Source organism: Streptococcus fryi (assembly GCF_053206505.1).
The window spans coordinates 1-23,046 of record NZ_JBRUGW010000007.1; the positions used below are offsets into that span (position 1 = coordinate 1).

Annotated in this window: 20 protein-coding genes and 1 rRNA gene; 2 read left to right on the forward strand and 19 right to left on the reverse strand. The window is 37.8% G+C overall.

Annotated features, from left to right (window positions below; all coding sequences use genetic code 11):
• The 6 genes from ACVRZH_RS03035 to ACVRZH_RS03060 form a co-directional block, all read right to left on the reverse strand.
• Positions 1–201, reverse strand: a 16S ribosomal RNA gene (locus tag ACVRZH_RS03035); the annotation flags it as partial.
• Between the two features lie 504 nt (positions 202–705).
• Positions 706–1,662, reverse strand: coding sequence for a carbamate kinase (gene arcC, locus ACVRZH_RS03040; protein WP_447453852.1), 957 nt, complete (start codon positions 1,660–1,662; stop codon positions 706–708).
• Between the two features lie 84 nt (positions 1,663–1,746).
• The gene (allD, locus tag ACVRZH_RS03045; protein WP_447453853.1) at positions 1,747–2,811 is read right to left on the reverse strand and encodes an ureidoglycolate dehydrogenase; all 1,065 of its coding nucleotides are present in this window, start codon (positions 2,809–2,811) and stop codon (positions 1,747–1,749) included.
• A gap of 35 nt (positions 2,812–2,846) precedes the next feature.
• Entirely contained in the window at positions 2,847–4,040 is a 1,194-nt protein-coding gene (locus tag ACVRZH_RS03050) for a dicarboxylate/amino acid:cation symporter (protein WP_447453854.1), read from the reverse strand.
• 47 nt (positions 4,041–4,087) lie between these two features.
• Positions 4,088–5,335 (reverse strand): MFS transporter, encoded by a 1,248-nt coding sequence (locus ACVRZH_RS03055; protein ID WP_447453855.1) that lies wholly within the window; start codon positions 5,333–5,335, stop codon positions 4,088–4,090.
• Between the two features lie 358 nt (positions 5,336–5,693).
• Positions 5,694–8,708, reverse strand: coding sequence for a bifunctional FdrA/YlbE family protein (locus ACVRZH_RS03060; RefSeq protein WP_447453856.1), 3,015 nt, complete (start codon positions 8,706–8,708; stop codon positions 5,694–5,696).
• Between the two features lie 200 nt (positions 8,709–8,908).
• On the opposite strand from ACVRZH_RS03060, the gene ACVRZH_RS03065 reads away from it, so the two are divergent.
• Together ACVRZH_RS03065 and yaaA are read left to right on the forward strand one after the other, a co-directional pair.
• On the forward strand, positions 8,909–10,462 hold the full coding sequence (locus ACVRZH_RS03065) for a helix-turn-helix domain-containing protein (protein ID WP_447453857.1): 1,554 nt from the start codon (positions 8,909–8,911) through the stop codon (positions 10,460–10,462).
• 427 nt (positions 10,463–10,889) lie between these two features.
• Complete coding sequence (gene yaaA / locus ACVRZH_RS03070) at positions 10,890–11,624, forward strand: peroxide stress protein YaaA (RefSeq protein WP_447453858.1); 735 nt, start codon at positions 10,890–10,892, stop codon at positions 11,622–11,624.
• Positions 11,625–11,692: 68 nt separating this feature from the next.
• Here the strand turns inward: yaaA and nrdG are convergent, their stop codons facing one another.
• The 13 genes from nrdG to ACVRZH_RS03135 form a co-directional block, all read right to left on the reverse strand.
• Positions 11,693–12,259 carry an anaerobic ribonucleoside-triphosphate reductase activating protein gene (gene nrdG, locus ACVRZH_RS03075; RefSeq protein ID WP_447453859.1) on the reverse strand — a complete coding sequence of 189 codons (567 nt, stop codon included), beginning with the start codon at positions 12,257–12,259 and terminating at the stop codon, positions 11,693–11,695.
• Between the two features lies 1 nt (position 12,260).
• Positions 12,261–12,767, reverse strand: coding sequence for a GNAT family N-acetyltransferase (locus ACVRZH_RS03080; RefSeq protein WP_447453860.1), 507 nt, complete (start codon positions 12,765–12,767; stop codon positions 12,261–12,263).
• A gap of 2 nt (positions 12,768–12,769) precedes the next feature.
• Positions 12,770–13,714 (reverse strand): Gfo/Idh/MocA family protein, encoded by a 945-nt coding sequence (locus ACVRZH_RS03085; RefSeq protein ID WP_447453861.1) that lies wholly within the window; start codon positions 13,712–13,714, stop codon positions 12,770–12,772.
• A gap of 79 nt (positions 13,715–13,793) precedes the next feature.
• Entirely contained in the window at positions 13,794–13,940 is a 147-nt protein-coding gene (locus tag ACVRZH_RS03090) for a hypothetical protein (protein WP_447453862.1), read from the reverse strand.
• Between the two features lie 41 nt (positions 13,941–13,981).
• Positions 13,982–16,150 carry an anaerobic ribonucleoside-triphosphate reductase gene (gene nrdD / locus ACVRZH_RS03095; protein WP_447453863.1) on the reverse strand — a complete coding sequence of 723 codons (2,169 nt, stop codon included), beginning with the start codon at positions 16,148–16,150 and terminating at the stop codon, positions 13,982–13,984.
• A 131-nt stretch (positions 16,151–16,281) separates the two neighbouring features.
• A complete protein-coding gene (locus tag ACVRZH_RS03100) occupies positions 16,282–17,874 on the reverse strand; it encodes a hypothetical protein (RefSeq protein WP_447453864.1) in 1,593 nt (530 codons plus the stop codon).
• Between the two features lie 265 nt (positions 17,875–18,139).
• Complete coding sequence (locus ACVRZH_RS03105) at positions 18,140–18,448, reverse strand: DUF1292 domain-containing protein (protein ID WP_447453865.1); 309 nt, start codon at positions 18,446–18,448, stop codon at positions 18,140–18,142.
• A 34-nt stretch (positions 18,449–18,482) separates the two neighbouring features.
• Positions 18,483–18,902 (reverse strand): Holliday junction resolvase RuvX, encoded by a 420-nt coding sequence (gene ruvX / locus ACVRZH_RS03110; RefSeq protein WP_447453866.1) that lies wholly within the window; start codon positions 18,900–18,902, stop codon positions 18,483–18,485.
• On the reverse strand, positions 18,899–19,168 hold the full coding sequence (locus tag ACVRZH_RS03115; protein WP_447453867.1) for an IreB family regulatory phosphoprotein: 270 nt from the start codon (positions 19,166–19,168) through the stop codon (positions 18,899–18,901). Before ACVRZH_RS03115 ends, ruvX begins: the two co-directional genes overlap by 4 nt.
• Before the next feature lie 81 nt (positions 19,169–19,249).
• Entirely contained in the window at positions 19,250–19,822 is a 573-nt protein-coding gene (locus ACVRZH_RS03120) for an SP0191 family lipoprotein (protein ID WP_447453868.1), read from the reverse strand.
• Positions 19,823–20,032: 210 nt separating this feature from the next.
• Positions 20,033–20,431 (reverse strand): transcriptional regulator Spx, encoded by a 399-nt coding sequence (spx, locus tag ACVRZH_RS03125; protein ID WP_447453869.1) that lies wholly within the window; start codon positions 20,429–20,431, stop codon positions 20,033–20,035.
• A 79-nt stretch (positions 20,432–20,510) separates the two neighbouring features.
• Positions 20,511–21,653, reverse strand: a complete 1,143-nt coding sequence (gene recA, locus ACVRZH_RS03130; protein WP_447453870.1) for a recombinase RecA — start codon at positions 21,651–21,653, stop codon at positions 20,511–20,513.
• A gap of 64 nt (positions 21,654–21,717) precedes the next feature.
• A complete protein-coding gene (locus ACVRZH_RS03135; RefSeq protein WP_447453871.1) occupies positions 21,718–22,971 on the reverse strand; it encodes a competence/damage-inducible protein A in 1,254 nt (417 codons plus the stop codon).
• Positions 22,972–23,046 lie beyond the last annotated feature (75 nt).

The following is a 23,046-nucleotide window of genomic DNA, read 5'->3' on the forward strand; positions in this document are numbered from 1 at the left end:
ACTTATCATGCAATAAGTATTCTTATGCGGTATTAGCTATCGTTTCCAATAGTTATCCCCCGCTATGAGGTAGGTTACCTACGCGTTACTCACCCGTTCGCAACTCTTCCAGAATAGCAAGCTATTCCTTCAGCGTTCTACTTGCATGTATTAGGCACGCCGCCAGCGTTCGTCCTGAGCCAGGATCAAACTCTCATTAATATTCAAGTTCGAGCTCTTCGCTCATTCTGTCTGCCGACAGATTTATTTCGTTATTGACAGATTATGTCCTTAAACATAACCCGCACTTTGCTTCGTCTTGTTCAGTTTTCAAGGGTCTTATGCCTCTTGCGAGACAACTACTTAATTCTATCACTTAAATTTAAACTTGTCAATAACTTTTTGAAAGTTTTTTTGAAACTTTTTTATGTGACTGTGTCTCACGAGACAACTTTTATAGTATAGCAGAACTTTATCACCTTGACAAGTATTTTTTATTTTTTTCATCCCTAATTGTCAAATTAAGCTAGACAGAAAAAGCCACCTATGTTAGCCTCAGATAAACAACCACATTTGTCTGAAAGGAACTAACATAAATGACCTATAGAATTCCTAGGAAATCTTTAAATTACCAAACACCATGCCAAGTTTTTCTGAATTGCTCGAAAAATCTAATTTAATTTAACAATTAATTTAGGATTAATAATAAGAATTAATAGTCTTGAACTAACCAAACACAATTTCTGTACCTCCTTTACCAGAAACCACTTGTTCAATGTTTTCTAGTGATGTGATAACAGCCTTGGCTTCTGGTCGATTTTCTACAAATGCAATTGCAGCCTCAACTTTTGGTAACATACTGCCTGGAGCAAACTGACTCTGTGCAATATACTCCTTCAATTCAGAGATTGTTACTGTCTCAAGTTTGCGTTGTTCAGGTGTATTGAAATTGACATAAACGTTATCTACACCTGTTAAAATGATAAATAAATCTGCTTCAACTAACTCTGATAATGTTTGACTTGCAAAATCTTTGTCAATAACAGCTTCGACACCTTTTAAATTCTTAGTCATAGCATCTTCAACTACAGGTACCCCACCGCCACCTGCACCAACAACCACCACTCCGGAATCAACTAAATGCTTAATCACTTTAGCTTCCTTGATTCCGATTGGCTTAGGTGAAGCAACAACTTTTCGCCAACCACGACCTGAGTCTTCTTTAAATTTAGCTCCTGTGAGCTCTGATTGAAGTTTTGCTTCTTCTTCTGTTAAGAATGGTCCAATTGGTTTAGTTGGGTTGTCAAACGCAGTATCATCTTCTGAAACAATGACTTGTGTAACAACACTGACAACATCTTTTTGAATATCTTGTGATTGTAGCTCATTATCGAGAGCATTTACCAACCAAAAACCGATACTTCCTTCTGTCATAGCTACACAGGTATCCAATGGCATCGCTGGATTTTTATCAGAATCAGCGGCAGCTTGTTGTAATAACAAATTACCTACTTGAGGCCCATTGCCATGAGTAACAATTAGGTCATCTCCATTAGCAATCAATTTAACCAAAGATTTTGATGTGCTGATAAGTGCAGCTTGTTGCGCTTGAGCAGAAGCATCTTTCGATAAAATAGCATTTCCTCCTAAGGCAACTAAAATTTTACGTTTTTTATCAGTCATGTCATTTCTCCTTCGTTTAAAAATCTCTCCTAAACAAATGAGAGGTTTAGGAGAGTTGTGTGGGGCATTATCTATAGAATATTTTTATTTAGCAAACGGATCCATATCTCCATATTTATCAAAATGGATAGTGTCGGATTCAAGATAATCAATAATCCATTTAGGGATATTTACACCGTTTTGTGCATTTTCTTGATATGTAAGTACACTCTTTTCTCCTGGGTACAAGACTTTATCATAACCTTGAGCTGGTTTAATCTGATGGAGTTCTGTAACACTTTGTTCAATATGCTCTTTAAAGAGATCGATGTCTGTAAATCTTGATGGGTCAATAACAATGAAAAGATGTCCTAAATCACGACCTTTCGTCAAATCAGCATACATAGATGATACATGTCCACCAAATGGCAAACCAAGCAATATACCACTCAAAATATCCACCATCATCATGAGACCATATCCCTTAGGACCTGAAATTGGTAACAAACCAGCAACAGCCTGTGGATCAGTTGTCGGAAGACCATCTTGATCTACTGCCCATGTATCTGGAATTGGTTTACCTTTTGAACGGGCATCTAAAATTTTGCCCCAAGCTTGAACTGTAGTGGCCATATCAAAAACGACAGGTCTACCATTTACACGAGGTGCACCAAAGCCAATAGGATTAGTTCCATAGTAAACATCCGCACCACCAAATGGCACAACCATAGGATCAGATTGACACATAGAAATCGCTACTAAATCATGATTGGCAAGTTTTTCAAGATAGTAAGACATTGTTCCAGTATGACTGACCTTTGAAAGACCAACCACAGCGACACCATTTTCTTTAGCCATCTTGACAATATGTTCTAATGACTGATTAGCTACATAATGCCCTTGGGCATTATCACCATGGAAAATGCCTGTACAAGGTCCTGTTTGTTCAAACTCAAGATGCGGCTGCAAAGTCACCCCGCCTTTGCTGGCTCTCTCTGCGTAATAGTCTACTCGGACAGCACCATGTGAATGGATACCTGACAAATCTGCATATACCAAATGATTGGCTACTTCCTCTGCTTGTTCTCTGGGAAGACCTGCTTTGTGTAATTTTTTTTCGATGAGATGATGTAAATCACTTGATGTCATCATCACCAATTGTTCATCCATAATATTTCTCCATTTCTGATTAAATGAAACTCTTCTTAAACCAAGTCATCAACCGACTTAGCAACTAGCATTGCTGTAAAAACATCTGAATCAACATTCAGAATAGTTCTTATCATACCTACAAAATAATCAACACCAGCAAATAAAGCGACAGCTTCTAAAGGTATTCCCATTTGAGGGAAAATAATAGCTAAAGAAACAATACTCGCTCCAGGAACCACCGCATTAGCAAGTGATACTAATGACGCAAGTATAGCTAGATAAATTAGCCGTTGAAAACTCATATCTATCGCATACAATTGAGCAACAGTAACAACTGTAATAGCCATATGCATGGCTGCGCCATTACTATTTAAAGATACTCCAAGTGGTAGAACAAGATTGGTCACTCTATCACCAATGCCTAAACGATTCATAGCTCCATCCATAGCAATCGGCAAAGTTACTGCGGAAGAACCTGTTGTTAAAGCGACAATAGACATGTTTTTGACACCAGCAATAATGAATTTTGGAGACTTTCTACAATAAATGGATACCACTAAAATCCATAATCCTAAGAAAATAACTGTTGCACCTGCATAAACTACTAAATACTTGAGTAACGGCAATATGACTGCGGCTCCCACCGTACTAACCGTACTAGATGCCAAACTAAACACTCCTAAAGGTGCCAAAGCCATTACCATCTTGATAACACCCATAACAACATCATTTATATCTTCTAATAGATGTAAAATAGGTGACGCTGGTTTTTGTTTTAAAAATGTATTAAGAGCAGCTCCAAAAATCAAAGCAAATATAATAATTTGAATAATAGTACCATTTGACAAGGCTGCAAATATATTTGAAGGAAAGAACTCGACCAAGGTATCAGAGAAAGATAGCTCTTGAGGCTCAATGGTTTCTTTACCAGCCAGGTCAATAACAACACCTTGACCTGGTTTAAATAATTGTCCAAATAATATTCCCCAAAAAGCTGCCAGTAGTGTCGACACAGCGAATATTAGTACAGTACGTCCACCAATCTTTGAAATTTCTTTGCCTTCTATACTACCTAAAGCATGGGTAATTTGACCAAAAATCAGCAATGGAATGGACATCTGCATTAATTTCAAGAAAATTTTACCAACAATGCTAACATGTTGTGGTAGGGTAGGGAATGCTAGCCCAAAAACAACCCCTACTATCACAGCTAATACAATTTGAGCAATCAATGATGTTTTTTTCATTTCTAGCATCCTTCCCCTATTAAAATCAATATCCAAATATTAGTTTATTAAGCTTGAGCACGTTTTGTATCTGTTGCAAACAAACCAAATATTACAAGACCAACTCCAAGAAGAACAGCGGCCAAGTAGAAACCAATTTGCATTGACCCTGCTTTATCTGAAATAAAGCCTGTTACATATGGTGCTAAAATAGAACCAGACATACCAATAAAGTTATAAGCACTCAAAGTTGTTGATAGCTTACCTTTAGGTGCATAAGTGTTTACATACGAAATCAAAATAGGGTCCAAAGCTAATTTACCAGTTAAACCATATAAAATGAGAACCGCAATAAGCAGTGTTTTACTCTGAACAAATGCAATCAAGAACACAGACAATATGGCTAGGGGAACAAGGGAGTAAACTAACTTTTTAGTACTACCTAGTTTATCTTTAACACTTGCAAAGAAGATTGCGCCTGGAATTGATGCCCATGGAACAATAGAAGCTACAAATCCAACACTGGCACCTTCAAAACCACGTTCTCCAATAAGGAATTGTGGAAGCCAAGTAATAATAACAAAATTAGCGTAAATACTACCAAACAAGAGCACAAAGGTTGCCACTAAATTTTTATTGCTAAAAATTTGTTTAAAGACATTCTCTTGAGATCCCTCAGCAGTTTGTACAACAACTGATTCTGCACTTTCGTCGTTGTCATAGACAACTTTTTCTTTTAACATAGTGTAGAAAAGTACACCTACAATGGCTGTTGGGACAGCCATAATGAAGAAAGGTTGGCTCCAATGTTGACCAGCACCTAAAACGAGTGTACTTGATAACAAATAGCCTCCTGATGTACCAAATGCCATACCACTATTGATGATAGCATTACCAATGGTTACCTTATTCTTAGGAATAGATTCAGATGATAAGGCGTATTGTGGACCGTAGTAAGCTCCTTGGGCAATACCAGCTAAAGCTCTGATAACCAAAAACATGGCAAAAGTACTAGCTAAACCACTTAAAAATGTTGCAGCAGCAAGTCCCAAGAAGCCAAAAGTGATGACTAACTTGCGTCCATATTTATCTCCGATAGCTCCAAATGGAATTTGAGCAAAGGCGTAAGTTAGAAAGAAGATACTGTTCGCAGCACCCAACTGAGTATTACTTAAGTTAAATTGCTCTCCGACTTTTCCCATAATGGGATTAAAAATCGTACGGGTTGCGTACATGAGGATCCATCCCATAAAGAATAGACCAACAACCTTAATCCAGTAATTGTCATTTACTTTTTCGACTTTTCTATGATTCATTTAATAGTCCTCCTATGAGTTTTATGCTAAAAAGGAAGGGCCAATACATTGCTTCAACGCTTATTCAATCACTTTATAAACACGTTTTACAACATTTACCCCGATAATGACCAATGTTTCGACGTCAATATCTTACATTTATTAAATATAAGCGGTTACCAGACAATGTTGACCAAGATGACTTATGTAAGAGTAATTCATAAATAGGAAACTATTTTTCAAAAATAATGCAACTGGTACATTTTGTTAACCTGAACTGTTACAGAACATCATGTTATTAACGAGATGTGCCAGTTGCGTATCTCCTACCGATAAGATTTTTTTATTAAAACACTATCTAAAATGAACCACTTGAATATTAATCAACAACGATTCCTTTTGTTTTTGCGTAAGCTTCTAAAGCTTTTTCAAAGCATCCTAGAGGGGCACGAACTGTTCCAGCACCTACTTGACCAACACCCGGTTCTTTATGAGCAATACCTGTATTAATCATTGGTGTGATACCTGTTTCGACAACTTTACGAATATCAATACCCATTACTGAGCCTTGGAAATCCCAAGTTGGAATTGTCCAGTTAGGATTATGTGTTGTAGTGATTTTAGCCATTTCATTTGAAATATCAAGAGCATCTTGGAAGCCTCCCGCACCTACAAAGCGTGTTACACCTGGTGCAGAAATCATCGCCATGGCACCAACACCAACAGTTTCTGTGATAGCACTGTCACCAATATCTGGGTTGCCATCTTCTTCCGTAAAGCCAGTAAAGTACAAACCAACCGGTGTATTTACTGGTGCAGTGTACCAATCATCACCTGTTTCAGCAATACGCACTCCGAAATCAACACCATTACGAGTCATTGTTGTTACAATAGTACCTTTGCCATCTGCACGCGCACTATCAACGATTACCTTACCCGTCGCCATCATGATGTTAAGGAAGAACTGATCTGTATCTGATAAGAATTTAATAACATCGTATTTTGTTTTTTGATCAACATTATCAAGCGACGTAATAAGAGGTGAAATCTCTTTTAGGAAGTTAAGTGTTGCTGCAATATTACGCTGATGGAACTCATCACCCATTGTAATCGCACGTGCAATCAAGACATTCAAATTGATACCGTCACCTGAAGCTTTTAGGGCTTTTGCAATCACTGGACCAAGAACATCCCTCATCCAAATCAAACGATCAACAACTTCTTGTGAGTAAGCACCAAAGCGAAGCACCTTACCAATACCTTCATTCATTGTACAGTAACCACGCACACCGTCAACTTTGTTTTCAACAACCATGACCGCCATATTGGCTGAAGTGATTCCTCCCATAGGACCTACAGCATGAACATGATGACATGGAATAAAGCGAACATGACCACCTTCGAGAAGGGCTTTTGCTTCTTCTTCATTGCTTACCCAACCTTCAAAGAGGGCTGCCCCAAGACATGAACCTTTCATCGGACCTGTCATGGTCTCCCAAGTGATCGGAGGACCTGCATGAAGCAGTGTTTTCTGAGCTGGATCATTCAACTCTGGGATAACGGATTTAGCTGGCACAACATCAATTAAGAATGGCTGTGCTTCTTTCATACGAGCAATAACTTCCGCATTCTCTTGATCAATTTCTGCCGCAAATGGTTCCAATGCTGCCAAGAGCTTAATCATTTTTTTATTACCACCAGCGCGAGGTTTCCAATTAAACTGTTCTGAAGCGCCGCCATACTCCTTGATTGATTCATTGAAGCTTTGAAGACCTATATTGATAACACGTGGCTTAGTGGTAATCAAATCCATTACCGCTTCACTCGGAGTTGATACCGAAACCAACTCACCCGTATATTCTACTAAACCTTTATCATTTTCTTGGAAATCATAACCTTTCAACTTAAGAGCTAAACGTACAGCTTTTGCATTACTATCTTCAATTAGAACACCCGCTTCTGACAGACGACGAACAGTGTTACGATAATCTTGCGGGTCTTTATCGGTACCTGTAACTGTACCAACAAAGTAAAGGTCACGACCTTCAGCCTTAGCTTTATCTAATTCAGCTGTAATCGCAGGAAGTAGCGCCCCTGCCATATCATCGTGAGCTCCATAACCTAAGACAAAATCAAGCAAAATAACACCTGTTTTAGGGTCTTGAGCAAATTCATGAATCTTACGAATACGTGTATCTGGGTCAATCATTGGGTGTGGTTTACCTTGCGTATAAACATCGTCACCTAAATCAATAATGTCATAGCCATCAGCTCGAAGAACATAGCCCTCACTCTTAGCAAGACTTTCAAGACCAAGTGTTTCTTTTACCATCATAGCCGCTTCAGAAGCTAGTGTACCTCCAGAGTAAAGCCCTTTAACAACTTTATCACTTGCTAATACCGAAACATCCTGATGGGAGATTGGTTCAAGATAGTTAGGTTTAACAGGTGCTTTCTTAGACAAATCAACTGCTATCTGAGCTGCTTCTTCAAGCGTATGAGCTAAGTAAACTTTACCTAAATGATTTTCAGGTTTTTCACCAAGGAAGATAGCCACTACTGGTTTTGTCACACTTTGAAGCAAGCGAACAACATCATCACGAACTTCTTTTGCAGGTGGTTTTGAGATAACACACAACACATCTGTCTCTTTATGGTTTTCCAATGCTACAATAGCATCTTTTACGGTTATAGCCCCAACCTCTGTGCTAAGGTCGCGACCACCTGTACCAATGGCATGTACGACACCGCCACCCAAACGGTCTATAATTGTAGTCACTTCTTGGATACCTGTCCCTGAAGCTCCAACAATACCAATATTCCCAGGTCTTACAACGTTCGTGAAAGCTATCGGAATACTAGAAATAATTCCTGTTCCACAGTCAGGTCCCATCATAAGCAAACCATTCTCATGAGCTAGTTTTTTCAAACGAATTTCATCTTCGACAGGAATATTATCGGTGAACGAAAAGACATGCAACCCTTTACGAAGCGCGGCTTCCATTTCAGGTGCTCCATATTCTCCAGGAATACTAAACAAAGCAAGGTTTGCATCAGGTAAATGCTCAAATGCCTCCTGCCAACTTGTCGCCACCTTTGCTTTTGTATCTGTTGTTTTGACAGATAAATCTTCTAAAAAGCTTTTGACTTCTGGTAGTACAACATCAATAATCTGCGGGTTATCACTTTCAACAACAATCATCAAGTCATTTGGAGAGGCTCCTTTAGCTTCTTCAGATAACAGATTTGTATTTTCTAGGATATCTTTATTAGCATCCGTACCCATCATGACCTGACTCATAGTCACGCCATCAAGTTCATTGATTCTAGCCGTCAATAACATGAGGTTGATAGAATCTTGATAGTTGTTTTTTAAAATCTCTGTAAACAACATGATTTTTTCCTCCTAAATGTTGCTTTGGTTATTTACAGCTTTATTATACCTGTCTTTGATTGCGTTTTCATTTGCCTTTTTTCTAAAATATTGCTATAATTTTTATCCACATTGGATAAAAATTAACAAAAATCTTGTTATATTATACAATATCATTTTCTCATTTCAAACAGCATTCATTTATTTTATTAGAGGTAACTATGAAAATTAGCGATTTATTGACCTTAAAACCTCTCGTCAAGAGTTGTTTAAGAACTGGAGAGATTGGATTAACTAATCCTATCGAATCAGCAATGGTACTAGAAGCTGTAGACATTGAGCGATGGGGTGTTAAAAATCAACTGATTTTGACCTCCTACTTTGCCCTAAAAGACCTCAACCACTCAGAATTGGAAAAATTTTTCGCTAAACTACATAAGATAGGGATTAGTGGTATTATCATTAAGCTCAACCGATTGATCAATACTACACCCGATTCACTAATAGCACTCTGCCTAGAACATGCTATTCCCCTGATTGAAATAGACGGACAAACCAATTATGAACACATTCTAACAGCTATCTATGAACCTCTTCTCAATAGACAATCAGCTCTTCTAAGAACTTATTACGATGCCAGTAAAATTTTCTCATCTCTCAAAAATGCAGCCGCTACCTATCAAGAAATTTTAGACCAGCTGCATCATTTAATCGGAAAAACATGCCGACTACGTATTCCTAGAAATGATTTGGTGTTTGACAGCGGCAAGATTATGGATACTTCATGGGAAATTACAGAAGTTTCACCGCTCAAAACAGAATATACCAATAATACCTACACCATCTCCAAGCTCGAGCACCCTACTATAGAAAAAGAACGTTATAAAATAAAAATAAAGTACCGCTCTAGCAATCTCATCCCTTTTTCAATTAGTATTTTTCAAGAGGAAAAGGAGTTTGACCACAGCCATATCATGATTGCCGAAAATGCTATGGAAGCTATTCAACATAAATTACAAATCGAACAATCAGTTAACCATGAATATTACAACATCTATAATAACATTGCCGCCTCTATTCTTTTTAACACGACTGCAACCAACCAGGAAAGGGACGACTTACTAGAAGAAACACAGATGAGTCAATTTGCTTACTATCAAGCTATTGGAATCGGAAAACATATTCAACACGATAACGAAACACTTCGACAACTCAGAAAAAAATTACAAAATATTTCACCTTACCAGCTTTATTATGAAAATCGCAAATATATTATTTTATTATTCAATCTTGACAGTCCAAAAGCGACTATTACTTTAAGAACATTAGAAAATTTGGTCGAAAGACCTTACGATTATAATCTTGTCGTCAGTAGTGTAACCTATAAAGAAGAAATTCATAATCTATTCAATGAATGTTTGGATATGATACGTTTTAACCGTGAATATCATGTTTTTAATGTCATGACAATTTCTGACTTAGGTATTTTCAGACATCTTTTAGATGATAATAATCAATTTTTTAGCACTGGTTTAGCTAAAGAGCTAGTTGACCTAAAAAAGAGACAAAGTGAATTGTTTGATACTTTCTTAAACTTTATTTTATGCCAACAAAATTATCAACTAACTGCTAAAAAAATGTTTCTACACCCTAAAACGATTCGTTACCGCATCAATAAAATCCAAGAAATACTTAACTTTGATTTACAAAATCCAATACAAAACTTGAATTATGCGCTCGCGACTATTACTGCCAATTTAAATCCAGACAAGTAAAAACACACTTCTATCAACCACTAAAGTTTCAATCGTTTATTCTTCCATTAAAGGACTTATCCACAACTGTGGATAAGTCTACAGTTGTTTGAAAAATTTTGAAAACAACAGATAAAGCTACCTAATTCTGCCTGGAATTCCTTTATTTAAGAGATTGAAAATTCTTATTTGTAATAACACTCGTTTTCATTTTTTACTTGTTATCAAACCTATCCACAGATTAATCATGGGTTTTCCACAATGTTGTGGAAAACTTGTTAAAAAGCATAGAAAGCGTGTTATAATAATGGGTACTAAAGGTTTGATGACGAATATGTGAGCAGTCTATAATAACAAACTTCTTAACCTACATCTTGTTATAATTTACCTTTACTGATATGTTACAAAAGACAATAAGCTGATTACTTTTTATTTAAGAGAGGTAGTAATGAAATTCCTTATTCCTACAGCAAAAGAAATGAGACAAACTAAAGCTATAGATGCTTATCCATTAATAGAAGAAAGCCAAGCCATCCTAGAGAGTATTCAAGATTTAGATGATGTCAAGCTAGCTAACATTTATAAGATAAAGCCTGAACAAGCTAAAAAAGAATGGCAACGTTGGCAAGATATTGCCACACAAAGAGCAACTTACTTTCCGGCTATTCAATTGTTTAACGGGCTCATGTATCGGCAAATCAAACGTGATAAGCTTTCTAGCGCTGAATTGGATTACCTTAACAAAGTTGTTTTTATCACTTCCGCTTTCTACGGTATCATTCCTGCCAACTATCCCATTGCTGAACATAGACTTGATTTTAATACAAGTTTGAAAATCAACAATCAATCTTTAAAAATGCTATGGAAAGAGCACTACGATACCTTTTTAGGGCATTGTACTGAACCTGTCGTCTCTCTTTTATCTAGCGAATTTGAACAGGTTTTTTCGAGTCAACTCAGGAAAAAGCTATTTCTCGTTGATTTCTTCGAAGAGACAACTGAAGGACAACTGAAAAAACATTCGACAATTTCAAAAAAAGCTCGTGGACATTTCATTAACACCGTCATTGCACAACAAAGCCAAACCATTGACGATTTAAGAAAGTTGCAGTTTGCTGATTTTCATTATCGACCAGAACTATCCACTGAGCAACAATTAACCTTTGTTAAAAAACTGTCCTGATAGATTGCTCAACACAAAAACACCTAACCTCAACGTTTAAAACATTGAGATTAGGTGTTTTTTTAATATTACAAGACTCCGTCTTGACATTTTTCCCAGATAATAACCTTGCGGCTCTCTAATGATTGCTGGACATCAATGATACGTTGATTGCTGGACCCTCGAAATTGCAACATCAGATTACGCTTCGTGCGATCATATCTACCATCAACCAAAATATCTATATAAGTCAGAAGCTCTAATTTATCTTGCGTTTCACACTGAAGTTCTTCCCAAGTATATCCTGTCCAAGACCAAATGTCCTTATCTGGAAGTTCTGCTCGGATACGTTTGACCAATGGCAATAAAATCCCCGTATTGAGAAAGGGTTCTCCGCCAAGTAAAGTCAGTCCTTGCACATAAGGTTGGCTTAAATCCGACATAATCCTATCTTCAAGTTCACCAGTATAAGGGATACCTGCTGCAAACGACCAAGTCGCTTGATTATAACACCCTTCACAATGAAATAAACAACCACTGACATAGAGCGAATTTCTAACCCCTTCACCGTCTACAAAGTTGAAGGCCTTATAATCAATGATACGTCCCTGACTCAATTCCTCACTTTTCCATTCTTGTGGTTTAGGATTATTCATCTTAAGCCTCCAAGTCTATCCAATATCTTTCAGTTCCTTGACGAACATCTTCTAAAACACCACCACAAGCTAAAACCGTCCGACGGCTGCCCTCATTAGTTTCATGGCAAGTGATTAAGACACGGCTAATATTTTTTGATAAACATTCTGCTAAAGCTAACCTTAATTGCTCTTTTGCCAAACCTTTACGACGTTGACTTGGTCTGATAGAGTAACCAATATGACCTCCTTTTTCAAATAAGCGATCATTTAAACGCAACCGTAAATTTACAAAGCCAATAGCTTCACCATGAGAATCAAAACTGACCATCTGGACATAAGGAACAGCACCCTCTCTTAACCCCAAACCTGATTCAGCATCATTGCATTGCTCTAACCACGTCACATAATCAAATGTCTCTGTCTGAAACCAAAAGCCATCTGTCGAAGAAGCATGCTTGTCAAATTCAGCAATCATGTTTTCAATCGTTTGGCGATCTTCTAAAGTAGGGCGACGTAAAACTAACATACTTAACCCTCCTTTATTGGTAAAGTCACATCTAAAAGCCCTGAAGAGGTCGTTGATTGGTTAATTTGATGACAGATATAGTGACTAATCAGACTAAGTTCAGCATTAACTGGATTATGCCCTGTCGCAACAGCTTCTAAAAAAGCATCAATACTGGACTCAAAGCCGCGCTTGTACAAAGTTGTATCCCATGAGCCAAATCCCTTTTGGATTTTAGTTGTCCCGTCATAAATGACTAAATCAGACAAATCTTCCAACTGATAGGTTGATTGGGGTGTTTGAACCTCAATCACTTCTCGACGACTACCTGATGACATGTTCAAACTAGCAACAATAGAAGACGATGCTGTCATTAAGGTAACAGAAACCTGACTTAGTAAACCATCATCTGTCGTATGGTATTGAAAATAGCCTGATTTAAGTGGCTCATCAGCTAAGAAAAGAGCTGTATCTAAAGGATGAATGAAAAAATCAAACAATTTAAACTGACGTTCTCCTGGCCTATTAATATCATTTTTTTCACAAAAAATGCGATTTTTACCAGAAAGAAGCTTCATTTCACGCACTTTAGGGGCAAAGCGACGGTTAAAACCAGCCATCAAAAAGGTACCTGACGATTGAGCCAACTCATACAAAGCAAGACTATTCTCATAGTTTTCAGCTAAAGGCTTATCCATATAAACAGGTACACCTCGTTTCAAAAAACGACTTGCTGTTGCCACATGGGCTACGGTTGCCGTATGGATAAAAACACCGTCCAAATCCACCTCTAACAATTCATCAAGTGATGAATAAGTTACTGAATTGCCAAAAAGAGCGGAAATCTCTTGCAAAACATCTTGATTACGAGTCAATAAATGCCATCTAATATTGGGTAATTGTAACATGTACGGCAAATAGGCTTTTTTAAAAATCGCGCCTAAGCCAACTATTCCAATGTCTAACATATTATCATTTCAATCCTTTCTGAATAAAGCAAAGAGAGTGATGTCAATCATCTCATACCTCACTCCCTCAATCCATTCATTAGTTGACTTTCTTAGTCATTTTTTCTAAAAATTGCGCTTTTAAATCGTTAACGCGAGCTTTTTTATCACTTTTAACACGAGAATGTTTGTCGTGAAACCTTTCTACTTGCGCTTGGCCTTTATAATCTAATTGGTATTTTCCCATATCGTCCTCCTAATACTCTAACCTATATAGTGTACCATATTTTAAAGACTTGACCCATTCATATGTTTAACACGAGCAATAATTTCGCGATGGCGTCCCTTAACCATTGGTCTAGCTTGGGGATTACCTAGATAACCACAAGTACGCTTGACAACATCAACAGTTTTGGGATCGCTATTGCCACAATTAGGGCATTTAAAACCTCTTTCTGTAGGTTCAAAATCTCCCTCAAAACCACAAGCATAGCATTTATCTATAGGAGCATTCGTCCCCAAATAACCAACACGGTCGTAGGCATAGTCCCAGACAGCTTCAAGCGCTTTAGGATTTTGACGAATGACTGGATACTCACAATAGTGGATAAATCCGCCACTCGCTCCTACTTCTGGGTAGACTTTTTCAAAATCAAGTTTTTCAAAAGGAGTTGGCATCTTACGGACATCATAGTGGAAACTATTAGTATAGTAAGCCTTGTCTGTAATGTCCTTCACGACACCAAATTTTTCAGTATCTAAACGGCAAAACCTGTCGGTCAAGCTTTCTGACGGGGTCGAGTAAACGGAAAAATGATAATCATAGTTATTAGACCAACTATCACAAGCCGCTTTCATTCGTTTGATGATTTCAATCGTCAAGGCTTTGGCTACTGGATTAGACTCCCATTTTCCACCGTAAAAGACCGTTGCAACTTCATAAAGCCCAATGTAGCCTAGTGAGATTGTTGCTCGACGTTTATTGAAGAGTTGATCAACATCGTCTGTTTTAGATAATCGTTCACCAAAGGCACCATATTGGTATAAGATAGGCGCATTAGCTGGTTTAGCTTCCTTAACTCGTGCTAAACGATATAGGAGGGCATCTTTCGCAATAGCCATACGCTCTTCAAACAGAGACCAAAAGACGTCAAAAGAGCCTTCTGATTCCAAAGCAATTCTTGGTAGATTAAGTGTGACAACACCTAGATTCATACGGCCTGAAGTCACATCTTGACCTTGATCATTTCTCCACCCCTGTAAAAATGACCGACAGCCCATAGGTACCTTGAACGAACCCGTCAACTCAATGATTTTATCATAGGATAAGACATCAGGATACATGCGTCTTGTTGCGCATTTGACAGCTAGCTGTTTGATATCATAATTTGGGCTTGTAGGTTCCAAGTTCAAACCACGCTTCAATGTAAAAATCAACTTAGGAAAAATCGCCGTACGTTTCTCACTCCCTAGACCTTCTAACCGAATCGTCAAAATCGCCTTCTGGATTTCACGTTCAAACCAGTTACTTCCCAACCCAAAACCGAGCGAGGTAAAAGGCGTCTGACCATTTGAGGTAAATAAGGTGTTGATTTCATACTCCAATGATTGCATGGCATCATAGATATCTTTTTGCGTTTTTTTGAGAGCATAGGCTTCTCTCTTTTCTGCGACTACCCACTCCTCAGCTTCTTTCATATGTTTCTTGAAATTTAGCTCTGCATAGGGAGCCAGAACTTCATCAATCCTATCTGCTGAGCATCCTCCGTATTGACTCGAAGATACATTAGCAATAATCTGAGACATTTGAGCTGTCGCTGTTTGAATAGATTTGGGAGAATCAACCTCAGCGTTACCAATCTTAAACCCTTTAGATAACATTCCCTCAAAATCAATCAGACAACAGTTAGTCATTGTAGTATAAGGGCTGTAATCTAAATCATGATAATGAATATCTCCTTTTTGATGAGCGTTAGCCACATGAGGCGGTAACATTCTTAGACCAATGGACTTGCCTACAATCCCTGCCGTTAAATCACGATGGGTATTGAAGACATCACTGTCTTTATTAGCATTTTCATTGACAACCGCACTATCTTTAGCTAGAAGTTGATTCACCGCTTGATTGATATCTTGTGAGTGTTCGTAAGCAACTTCTTTTTTAGATCTATAAATCACATAGGCGTTTAGCCAATCATTCTCACCTAGCACAGATAACTCTGAAACAATCGTATTATGAACTAGCTCACTGGTTAATCGTTCCCCATTTAGCTGAGCAAGGACTTGCTGAAAAACCATTGATAGTCTTTCTTCTAAATCAGCACACTTAATGCTAGTAGATGAGGCTAAAAGACTACGCTTCACTTTTTGAGATGTAAAAAGAGAGGTATGCCCATCTCTCTTGATGATAGGAAGACCTTCTATTTGGGCTACCAAAGTATCACTGTTGATTGGCATAAACACTCTCCTTTTTTATTCTGTTACAAGTATCACAAGTTTCATTATAACACATCTAGGAAGAAATGCAACAGAAAACCCAATATATTGTGCCTATTTTAAAAACAAGACACAATATATTGGGTAGTTGTTTATTTTAACTCAAAGACATCAAAATACGTCATGTCCTTTAAAGCAGCTTTTTTATAGTGCTTTGACAAATCTTTTTCTAGGCTATCTGATAAAGGAAGAGTTTTATTTACAAGAATATAAGTTGCTTGATGCTGTAATAATTCATCATCTAACAACCTACTATTCTTATTGTCCTTTGTATAAAGAACAGGCAAAATAATTTGACTAGCTGGTAGTCGATGTGAGCTCTGATAAATACGAGGACTGCTATCCCAAACGTAAATCTTATCACTATCTGCTGTTTCCATAACCAATAAATTTGCCAACTCATCACGTTCTTGATTAATAGGGTATTGAAGTAATCCCATACCAATAGGATATGCAATACCAGCTAAAATAATGATTGCCGGGAAAAACAAATGTTTCTTAAAGTAGAAACCAACTAGTTTAGGTCGTCTGATGTCCTTTTGATTTTTTGTCACCCAGACACCTGTTAATAGAAGTCCGAACGGTAATACATACAAGATAGGATACAGCCAAAGAGTTTGTGACAGTAAAGCCAGAATGCTATATATCACGGTAACGAGGCATAAAATCCAATATATTGCTTTCTGTACCTGCTCTTGCTTGATAAGCTTATAAAACAGAAACACACCCGTCAAAATACCTGATAACATCAGAACTCCAAATTGAAGACCTAAGGTCAACCAAATATGATCATTCTCAAATCCTAAAACGCTGAAAGGATATAGCAAAGTTTGTTCTAATAAAGGGGATAAAATTTGAACATTCAAAATAAAGTATAAAGCCGTGTAAAACAGTAAAACAAAGCCAAAACTTAAACTTAAAAATTGATAAAATCCTCTTGCAAAACGTCTGTGATAAGTATTGTGCACCAATAAAACAAGCAACATCACTAAATAGATGACTACTGTCTTAGGGTCTAATAATAGAGCTAGTGCCATCAGTAATCCATAAGCAATAAATACCTCGTCTTTCGCCTGATTAACAAAATACTGACCAAGGTAATAGAGACTCATCAATGTAAAAGGCATCGCCCATTGAATAGGATACAGACCCCCAAAGCCAATAGCTAGCTGAAAAAGATAAAAAATCAAAGTGAAACTCTGATCCAAACCATTTTTATTCGTCAGACGGATCAGTAATTTTTCAAAGTAAACTCCTGAAAGAAACAAAGCTAAGGATTGAACAATCACCAATGCCCATTCTAAGTGAACTATACCTAACAGAGCAATAATAGTATAATACAGCACACCACCAGTCGCAAAAATACTGCTATAAGGCATTTGTCCTTGTGCCATGCCTAGACCAGTATAAAGATGATGAAGCTGCAAGCTATTACCCAAAAGATCCATATAGGGTAGGACAACAGTCGTTAGACTAACCACAATACTCATCAAGAAATAAGCTATATAATGCGGCCAATTAAGCGTAATCTTATCTAGGATTTCCTCTTCCGAAATCGACTGTTCCGACATTTCTGCTTGATTTTGTGTTAAATCAATATCATTTTCTCTTTCCACAGTTCCCTTAGAACGACTATAGTGGACTGTTATTATCTCTTTATCACTGTCGTATCGTTTATCGTTCACAATGTTTCTCCTTGGTCAATCTATTTCCATTATAGTAAAAATGAGGTAGTTAATTCTTCAATTACCATTCAGATAGACTGGTAAATGTAAAAAGAGTTCGATCTATCACCTTAGATAGCTGAGTAAAGTAGACTAAGCATGTCAGAAAAAGACCAATCTACCTTACTGTTAAGCTATGATGTAAATACGAACTCTTTGAGGAGTCTTCAGTTTTGCCTAACAACTCCTAATTGTTTATAACGATATCTTCAAAAGATAGCAAAAGTTACTCAGCTTCATCCATGAAACTATTAAAGACTTCTTCAATCATATCCCATTCTGCTTCTGAGTCTTCTGGGATAGGTTGTAAGTCACCTTCTGTACCATCTTCATTTTCAGTATATGAATAAGCCTGAATTTCAACTTGGCCTTCTTCATCTTCTTCAGAACCAAACGGCACCAAAAGCACATAGTTTTTACCAAATTCTTCTTTACCATCAATGGTTAAGAGAATCTCAAATAAACTTTCGTTTCCATTTTCATCGACAAGCGTAATGACATCATGCTCATGTTCGTGATCGTGTTTGTGTGACATTTTTTTCTCCTTTTTCACCAGACTATCTGGTTTTTTAAAACATTCTATCTAAATAATTTTGCAATATCAACTGAGCAGCTAATTTATCAATAACTTTTTTACGTTTTTGACGGCTTAAATCAGCTTGTTCCACAAGCATTCGTTCTGCTTGAACAGTCGTCAATCGTTCATCTTGATACTCTACTGGTAAGCCAAATCGCTCTTTTATGAGTTCGCCATAAGCTTGGCTTGCTTCTACTCGGGGGCCGCTAGTGTTATTCATATTCTTAGGCAAACCAACTACAAATTTTTCAACCTTGTAAGTCGTTACTAATTCTGCTAGGCGTTCCAAACCAAACTCAGACTTTTCTTCATCAATTGGGATGATTTCCAGTCCCTGTGCTGTAAAACCTAACGGATCACTGATGGCAACACCAACTGTTTTTGATCCCACGTCTAGTCCCATTATTCTCATTTTAAGTTAATGCCATTTCCTTTCAAATAATAACGGACTAACTCTTCAACAATTTCATCTCTTTCGTAGCGACGAATTTGGTTACGAGCCTCGTTGTAACGAGGAATATAAGCAGGATCTCCACTAAGCACATAACCAACAATTTGATTGATTGGATTATATCCCTTTTCATCCAACGAGGAATAAACTGCTGTCAAGGTCTCACTTATTGCTTTTCTATTTGAGTCGTCAAGTTTAAAACGAACAGTTTCATCTGTAAATCCCATACTTACACCCTCTTTCATTACTATTTCAATTTTTATTATACACTAATGAGGCCCTTTTTTCAAGAATAGCCAACGATTAGATTAAGGCTTAACTTCCTCAGCACCTCTTACTTCTAACGACGCCATGTAGCGTTTAGGTGTTGTATTCTCCAAAGCGGCAAAGTTATAGCCAAAATTCTCAATAGTTTTCAACTCTTCAAAATTAACCTTAGCCATGTCAATAGACATGTTGATAACAAGGTCATAATTCTCTGTCACATCAAAAGAAACCGTCAAACCTTCTTTACCAAGTAGTTGTGCGATTGTTGGGTCTTTTTCAACCGCTGCGATAACTTCTGGCTTAATCGCCTGTAGGTCTTGTTGAGCAAGATTAGCTTTTGTTGTATCATCGAAAGGTTGCGTCAATTGAATATCAACCTTTTGAATGTCTTTACCTTTGTAGGTAATAGTTTCACGACCTTGTTGTTTAACCTCTGTTCCTCTTTCATACTTATAGGTTTTCGTTTGTACAGTATCATCAAGGCTTTCTTTTTTTGCCACTGTTTCTGACTTTGGTTTAGCTGGCTTTGTTGTCTTTTCTTCTTTATTGCTAGAACAAGCTACCAAACTAAGCGATACGAATAATAGGCTAAGCAGCCAAATCATCTTCTTCATATCTCATTCCTCCATTTTCTAGTCAAACCCATGTCTCTTTCAAGAAAGGGTTTTCCTAATTAGTATATCGAATTATCGGCCATAGTGCAAGCTAGAAAACAGATTTTAAGGGCTAGAACCTATGTTCTAACCCTTTTAATAGCTTATAACTGATTGAAAATAAAGGTAATTTCCCTTATTTTTAATAAGCATTAATATATCAACCTTGCTTTATAAGGCTGCTCGCATACGCGCCTGTGTATTCTCCACATTGCGAATGGCACGTGGTAAAAAGGCACGAATATCATCTTCTTTATAACCGACCTGAAGACGTTTGTCATCAATAAGAATCGGACTCTTTAGAATGCGTGGATTTTCTTGGATTAAATCGATCACCTCGTTCAAAGATAATTCATCAATATTATAATTCAATGCCTTAGCATAGCGATTTTTCGATGAGATGATACTTTCAACACCATTTTCGGTTTTCGACAAAATCGCTAGAATCTCTTCTTTTGAAATTGGCTCCTTACCAAGATTTTGTTCTTTGTAAGGTAATTTGTGAGCATTAAGCCACGTTTTTGCTTTTTTACAACTTGTACAACTTGAAATCGTATAAATTTTTATCATGACAACTCTCTCTTTCTATCTCATGATACTATCATTATAGCACAATCCTTCTAGGAGAAAGTCGGTCCCTAGACCTATTTTAATCTTCAATCTCAATTGTGTCGTCTAATTCTAATACTAAATCATTAACGTTTGAAGCTTCAACAACTTCTTCTGCTGTTGTAACCACAGAGACTTCCTCTAATAAACCATATTTCACACGTACTTGACGGTCAATTTCTTCAAAGACCTCTGGATTATCAGCTAAATATTTCTTCGCATTTTCAGACCCTTGGCCAATCTTAGTTCCCTGATAAGAGTACCATGCTCCTGCTTTTTGGATAATGTCCAAATCCGTTGCAATCTTAATCAATTCACCTGTCTTAGAAATACCTTCGCCATACATGATTTCAACCATAGCTTCCTTGAACGGTGGTGCAACCTTATTTTTAACAACTTTAATCTTCGTTTCTTTACCAACGTTGGTGTCTTTTTGATCACCTGTTCCCTTGATTTGAGTGTTCCCACGAACGTCTAAACGAACAGAAGCATAAAATTTGAGGGCACGTCCTCCAGGAGTTGTTTCTGGGTTTCCAAACATAACCCCAACTTTTTCACGCAATTGGTTAATAAAAATCGCGATTGTTTTCGTCTTGTTGATAGATGCAGACAGCTTACGCATAGCTTGACTCATCATACGGGCTTGCAAACCAACATGACTATCTCCAATGTCACCGTCAATTTCAGCACGTGGGACCAAGGCAGCAACAGAGTCAACAACAACAATATCTACAGCTCCTGAATCAATCAATTTACTAGCAATTTCAAGGCCTTGTTCACCTGAATCAGGCTGTGACAAGAGGAGTTCATCAATGTCAACACCAAGGGCTTGAGCGTAGGCAGGATCAAGAGCGTGTTCGGCATCGATAAAGGCAGCAATCCCACCTTCTTTTTGTGCCTGAGCAACGGCATGGAGCGCCACTGTTGTTTTACCTGATGATTCCGGACCATAGATTTCAATGATGCGGCCCTTAGGATATCCTCCGGCACCTAGTGCAATATCAAGCGCTAAACTGCCTGAGCTCATCACTTGAACCTTCTGTTCTGCTCGCTCACCGAGTCGCATAACCGCACCTTTACCGAAATCTTTTTCAATCATTTTCAAAGCATCATCCAGTGCCTTACGACGCTCATCACCAAATTTAGGGGTAATGTCGTCTGTTTTTTTTACTTTTTTAGCCAATGTTCTCTCCTTACTTATTAGGACTAATTCTTATCAAACTAGACCAATTTAATCATTCTTTCAATTATATCAAATTACCATCATTTAATAAAGCAAGACGAAGGTAATTAAAGGCATGTAAACAGGAAATGTGACGAACTTCCGAACGCCCTCTGTTGCCTATAGTGACTTCATAAGCCCTGCTCTCTGTTCGGGAAGCAAGACCAATGAAAACTGTTCCCACTGCTTTATTTTCAAGACTATCAGGCCCTGCCACTCCTGTCAAACTAATTGCAAAGTCTGTGCCTAAGCGTTCTCGTGAACGCTCTGCCATCTGACGAGCTGTCCATGCTGACACAACGCCATGACTAGCTAAATCCGACTTAGGAATACCAAGTAATTGAGCTTTTTCATCAATACCATAAGTGACAAACCCACCCTTGAAAACTGCTGAACTCCCTGGTAAGTCCACCAATTGTGATTGGAACAAACCTCCTGTCAAGCTTTCAGCAGCTGTGACAGTCTGTTGTTTCTCAAATAAGAGTTGGTAGACAGTCTGAGCTAAACTATTGCTCTCACCATAGCCATAACAATAACGTCCAACAGAACCTACCGCTAACAAGGTCTGTTCAAAATTATCTAACTTAAAATCTGCTTCTTGTTGACTATCCGCCTTAGTTGATAAGCGTAAAGTAACTTCTCCAGTCTTGGCATAAGGTGCTATTGTAGGATCTGTCTGTCCTTGAATAAGATCATCTAAAATTGTCACCAACTGGCTTTCACCAATACCAAAGAAACGCAAGACTTTCGAGTATAAGCGTGATTGACCAGATAATCGCGGTAATAGTTCTTCTTCCACCATCACCTTTAATTCATTAGGAGGTCCTGGTAAGACCACATAGGTAACACCATCAACTGTGATAAGCCCCCCAACAGCCAAACCAACTCGGTTAGGTAGGGGTGTTGACCCGACAATAATCTGTGCCTGACGCTCATTATTCGGAGTACGTTGATAATGTTTACGGGTTGCAAAAAAATCATCTAAACGCTGACTGGCATCTTTATCAAAAACCAATTCACGTTTCAAAAAAGCTGCCAAGGTCTGTTTTGTTAAATCATCTTCTGTAGGGCCTAAACCACCACAAAGAATAACCAAATCGCTACGCTGACGAGCGATCTCTAATACAGCTGTTAGACGGTCAGTATTATCTCCAACCGCCGTGTGAAAATAGAGATCAATCCCGATTTCAGCACACTTTTCGGACAGATACTGGCTATTGGTATTAACAATTTGCCCTGTCAAAATTTCTGTCCCAACGGCAATCACTTCTGCTCTCATCACAACCTCCTCTTATGATTATTCGTAATTAACGTGTTTTTGTATCTTAGCCTTTTAAAACCATTGATGTATCAA

What these genes read in the sequence shown, in the direction of transcription:
- yaaA (WP_447453858.1), top strand. Translation starts at nt 10,890, where the DNA reads ATGAAATTCCTTATTCCTACAGCAAAAGAAATGAGACAAACTAAAGCT.
- ACVRZH_RS03060 (WP_447453856.1), bottom strand. Translation starts at nt 8,708, where the DNA reads ATGTTGTTTACAGAGATTTTAAAAAACAACTATCAAGATTCTATCAAC.
- ACVRZH_RS03090 (WP_447453862.1), bottom strand. Translation starts at nt 13,940, where the DNA reads ATGGGAAAATACCAATTAGATTATAAAGGCCAAGCGCAAGTAGAAAGG.
- ACVRZH_RS03135 (WP_447453871.1), bottom strand. Translation starts at nt 22,971, where the DNA reads ATGAGAGCAGAAGTGATTGCCGTTGGGACAGAAATTTTGACAGGGCAA.
- arcC (WP_447453852.1), bottom strand. Translation starts at nt 1,662, where the DNA reads ATGACTGATAAAAAACGTAAAATTTTAGTTGCCTTAGGAGGAAATGCT.
- allD (WP_447453853.1), bottom strand. Translation starts at nt 2,811, where the DNA reads ATGGATGAACAATTGGTGATGATGACATCAAGTGATTTACATCATCTC.
- ACVRZH_RS03115 (WP_447453867.1), bottom strand. Translation starts at nt 19,168, where the DNA reads ATGGGATTTACAGATGAAACTGTTCGTTTTAAACTTGACGACTCAAAT.
- spx (WP_447453869.1), bottom strand. Translation starts at nt 20,431, where the DNA reads ATGATAAAAATTTATACGATTTCAAGTTGTACAAGTTGTAAAAAAGCA.
- ACVRZH_RS03105 (WP_447453865.1), bottom strand. Translation starts at nt 18,448, where the DNA reads ATGTCACACAAACACGATCACGAACATGAGCATGATGTCATTACGCTT.
- ACVRZH_RS03050 (WP_447453854.1), bottom strand. Translation starts at nt 4,040, where the DNA reads ATGAAAAAAACATCATTGATTGCTCAAATTGTATTAGCTGTGATAGTA.
- ACVRZH_RS03065 (WP_447453857.1), top strand. Translation starts at nt 8,909, where the DNA reads ATGAAAATTAGCGATTTATTGACCTTAAAACCTCTCGTCAAGAGTTGT.
- ACVRZH_RS03085 (WP_447453861.1), bottom strand. Translation starts at nt 13,714, where the DNA reads ATGTTAGACATTGGAATAGTTGGCTTAGGCGCGATTTTTAAAAAAGCC.
- ACVRZH_RS03080 (WP_447453860.1), bottom strand. Translation starts at nt 12,767, where the DNA reads ATGTTAGTTTTACGTCGCCCTACTTTAGAAGATCGCCAAACGATTGAA.
- nrdD (WP_447453863.1), bottom strand. Translation starts at nt 16,150, where the DNA reads ATGCCAATCAACAGTGATACTTTGGTAGCCCAAATAGAAGGTCTTCCT.
- nrdG (WP_447453859.1), bottom strand. Translation starts at nt 12,259, where the DNA reads ATGAATAATCCTAAACCACAAGAATGGAAAAGTGAGGAATTGAGTCAG.
- ruvX (WP_447453866.1), bottom strand. Translation starts at nt 18,902, where the DNA reads ATGAGAATAATGGGACTAGACGTGGGATCAAAAACAGTTGGTGTTGCC.
- ACVRZH_RS03120 (WP_447453868.1), bottom strand. Translation starts at nt 19,822, where the DNA reads ATGAAGAAGATGATTTGGCTGCTTAGCCTATTATTCGTATCGCTTAGT.
- ACVRZH_RS03055 (WP_447453855.1), bottom strand. Translation starts at nt 5,335, where the DNA reads ATGAATCATAGAAAAGTCGAAAAAGTAAATGACAATTACTGGATTAAG.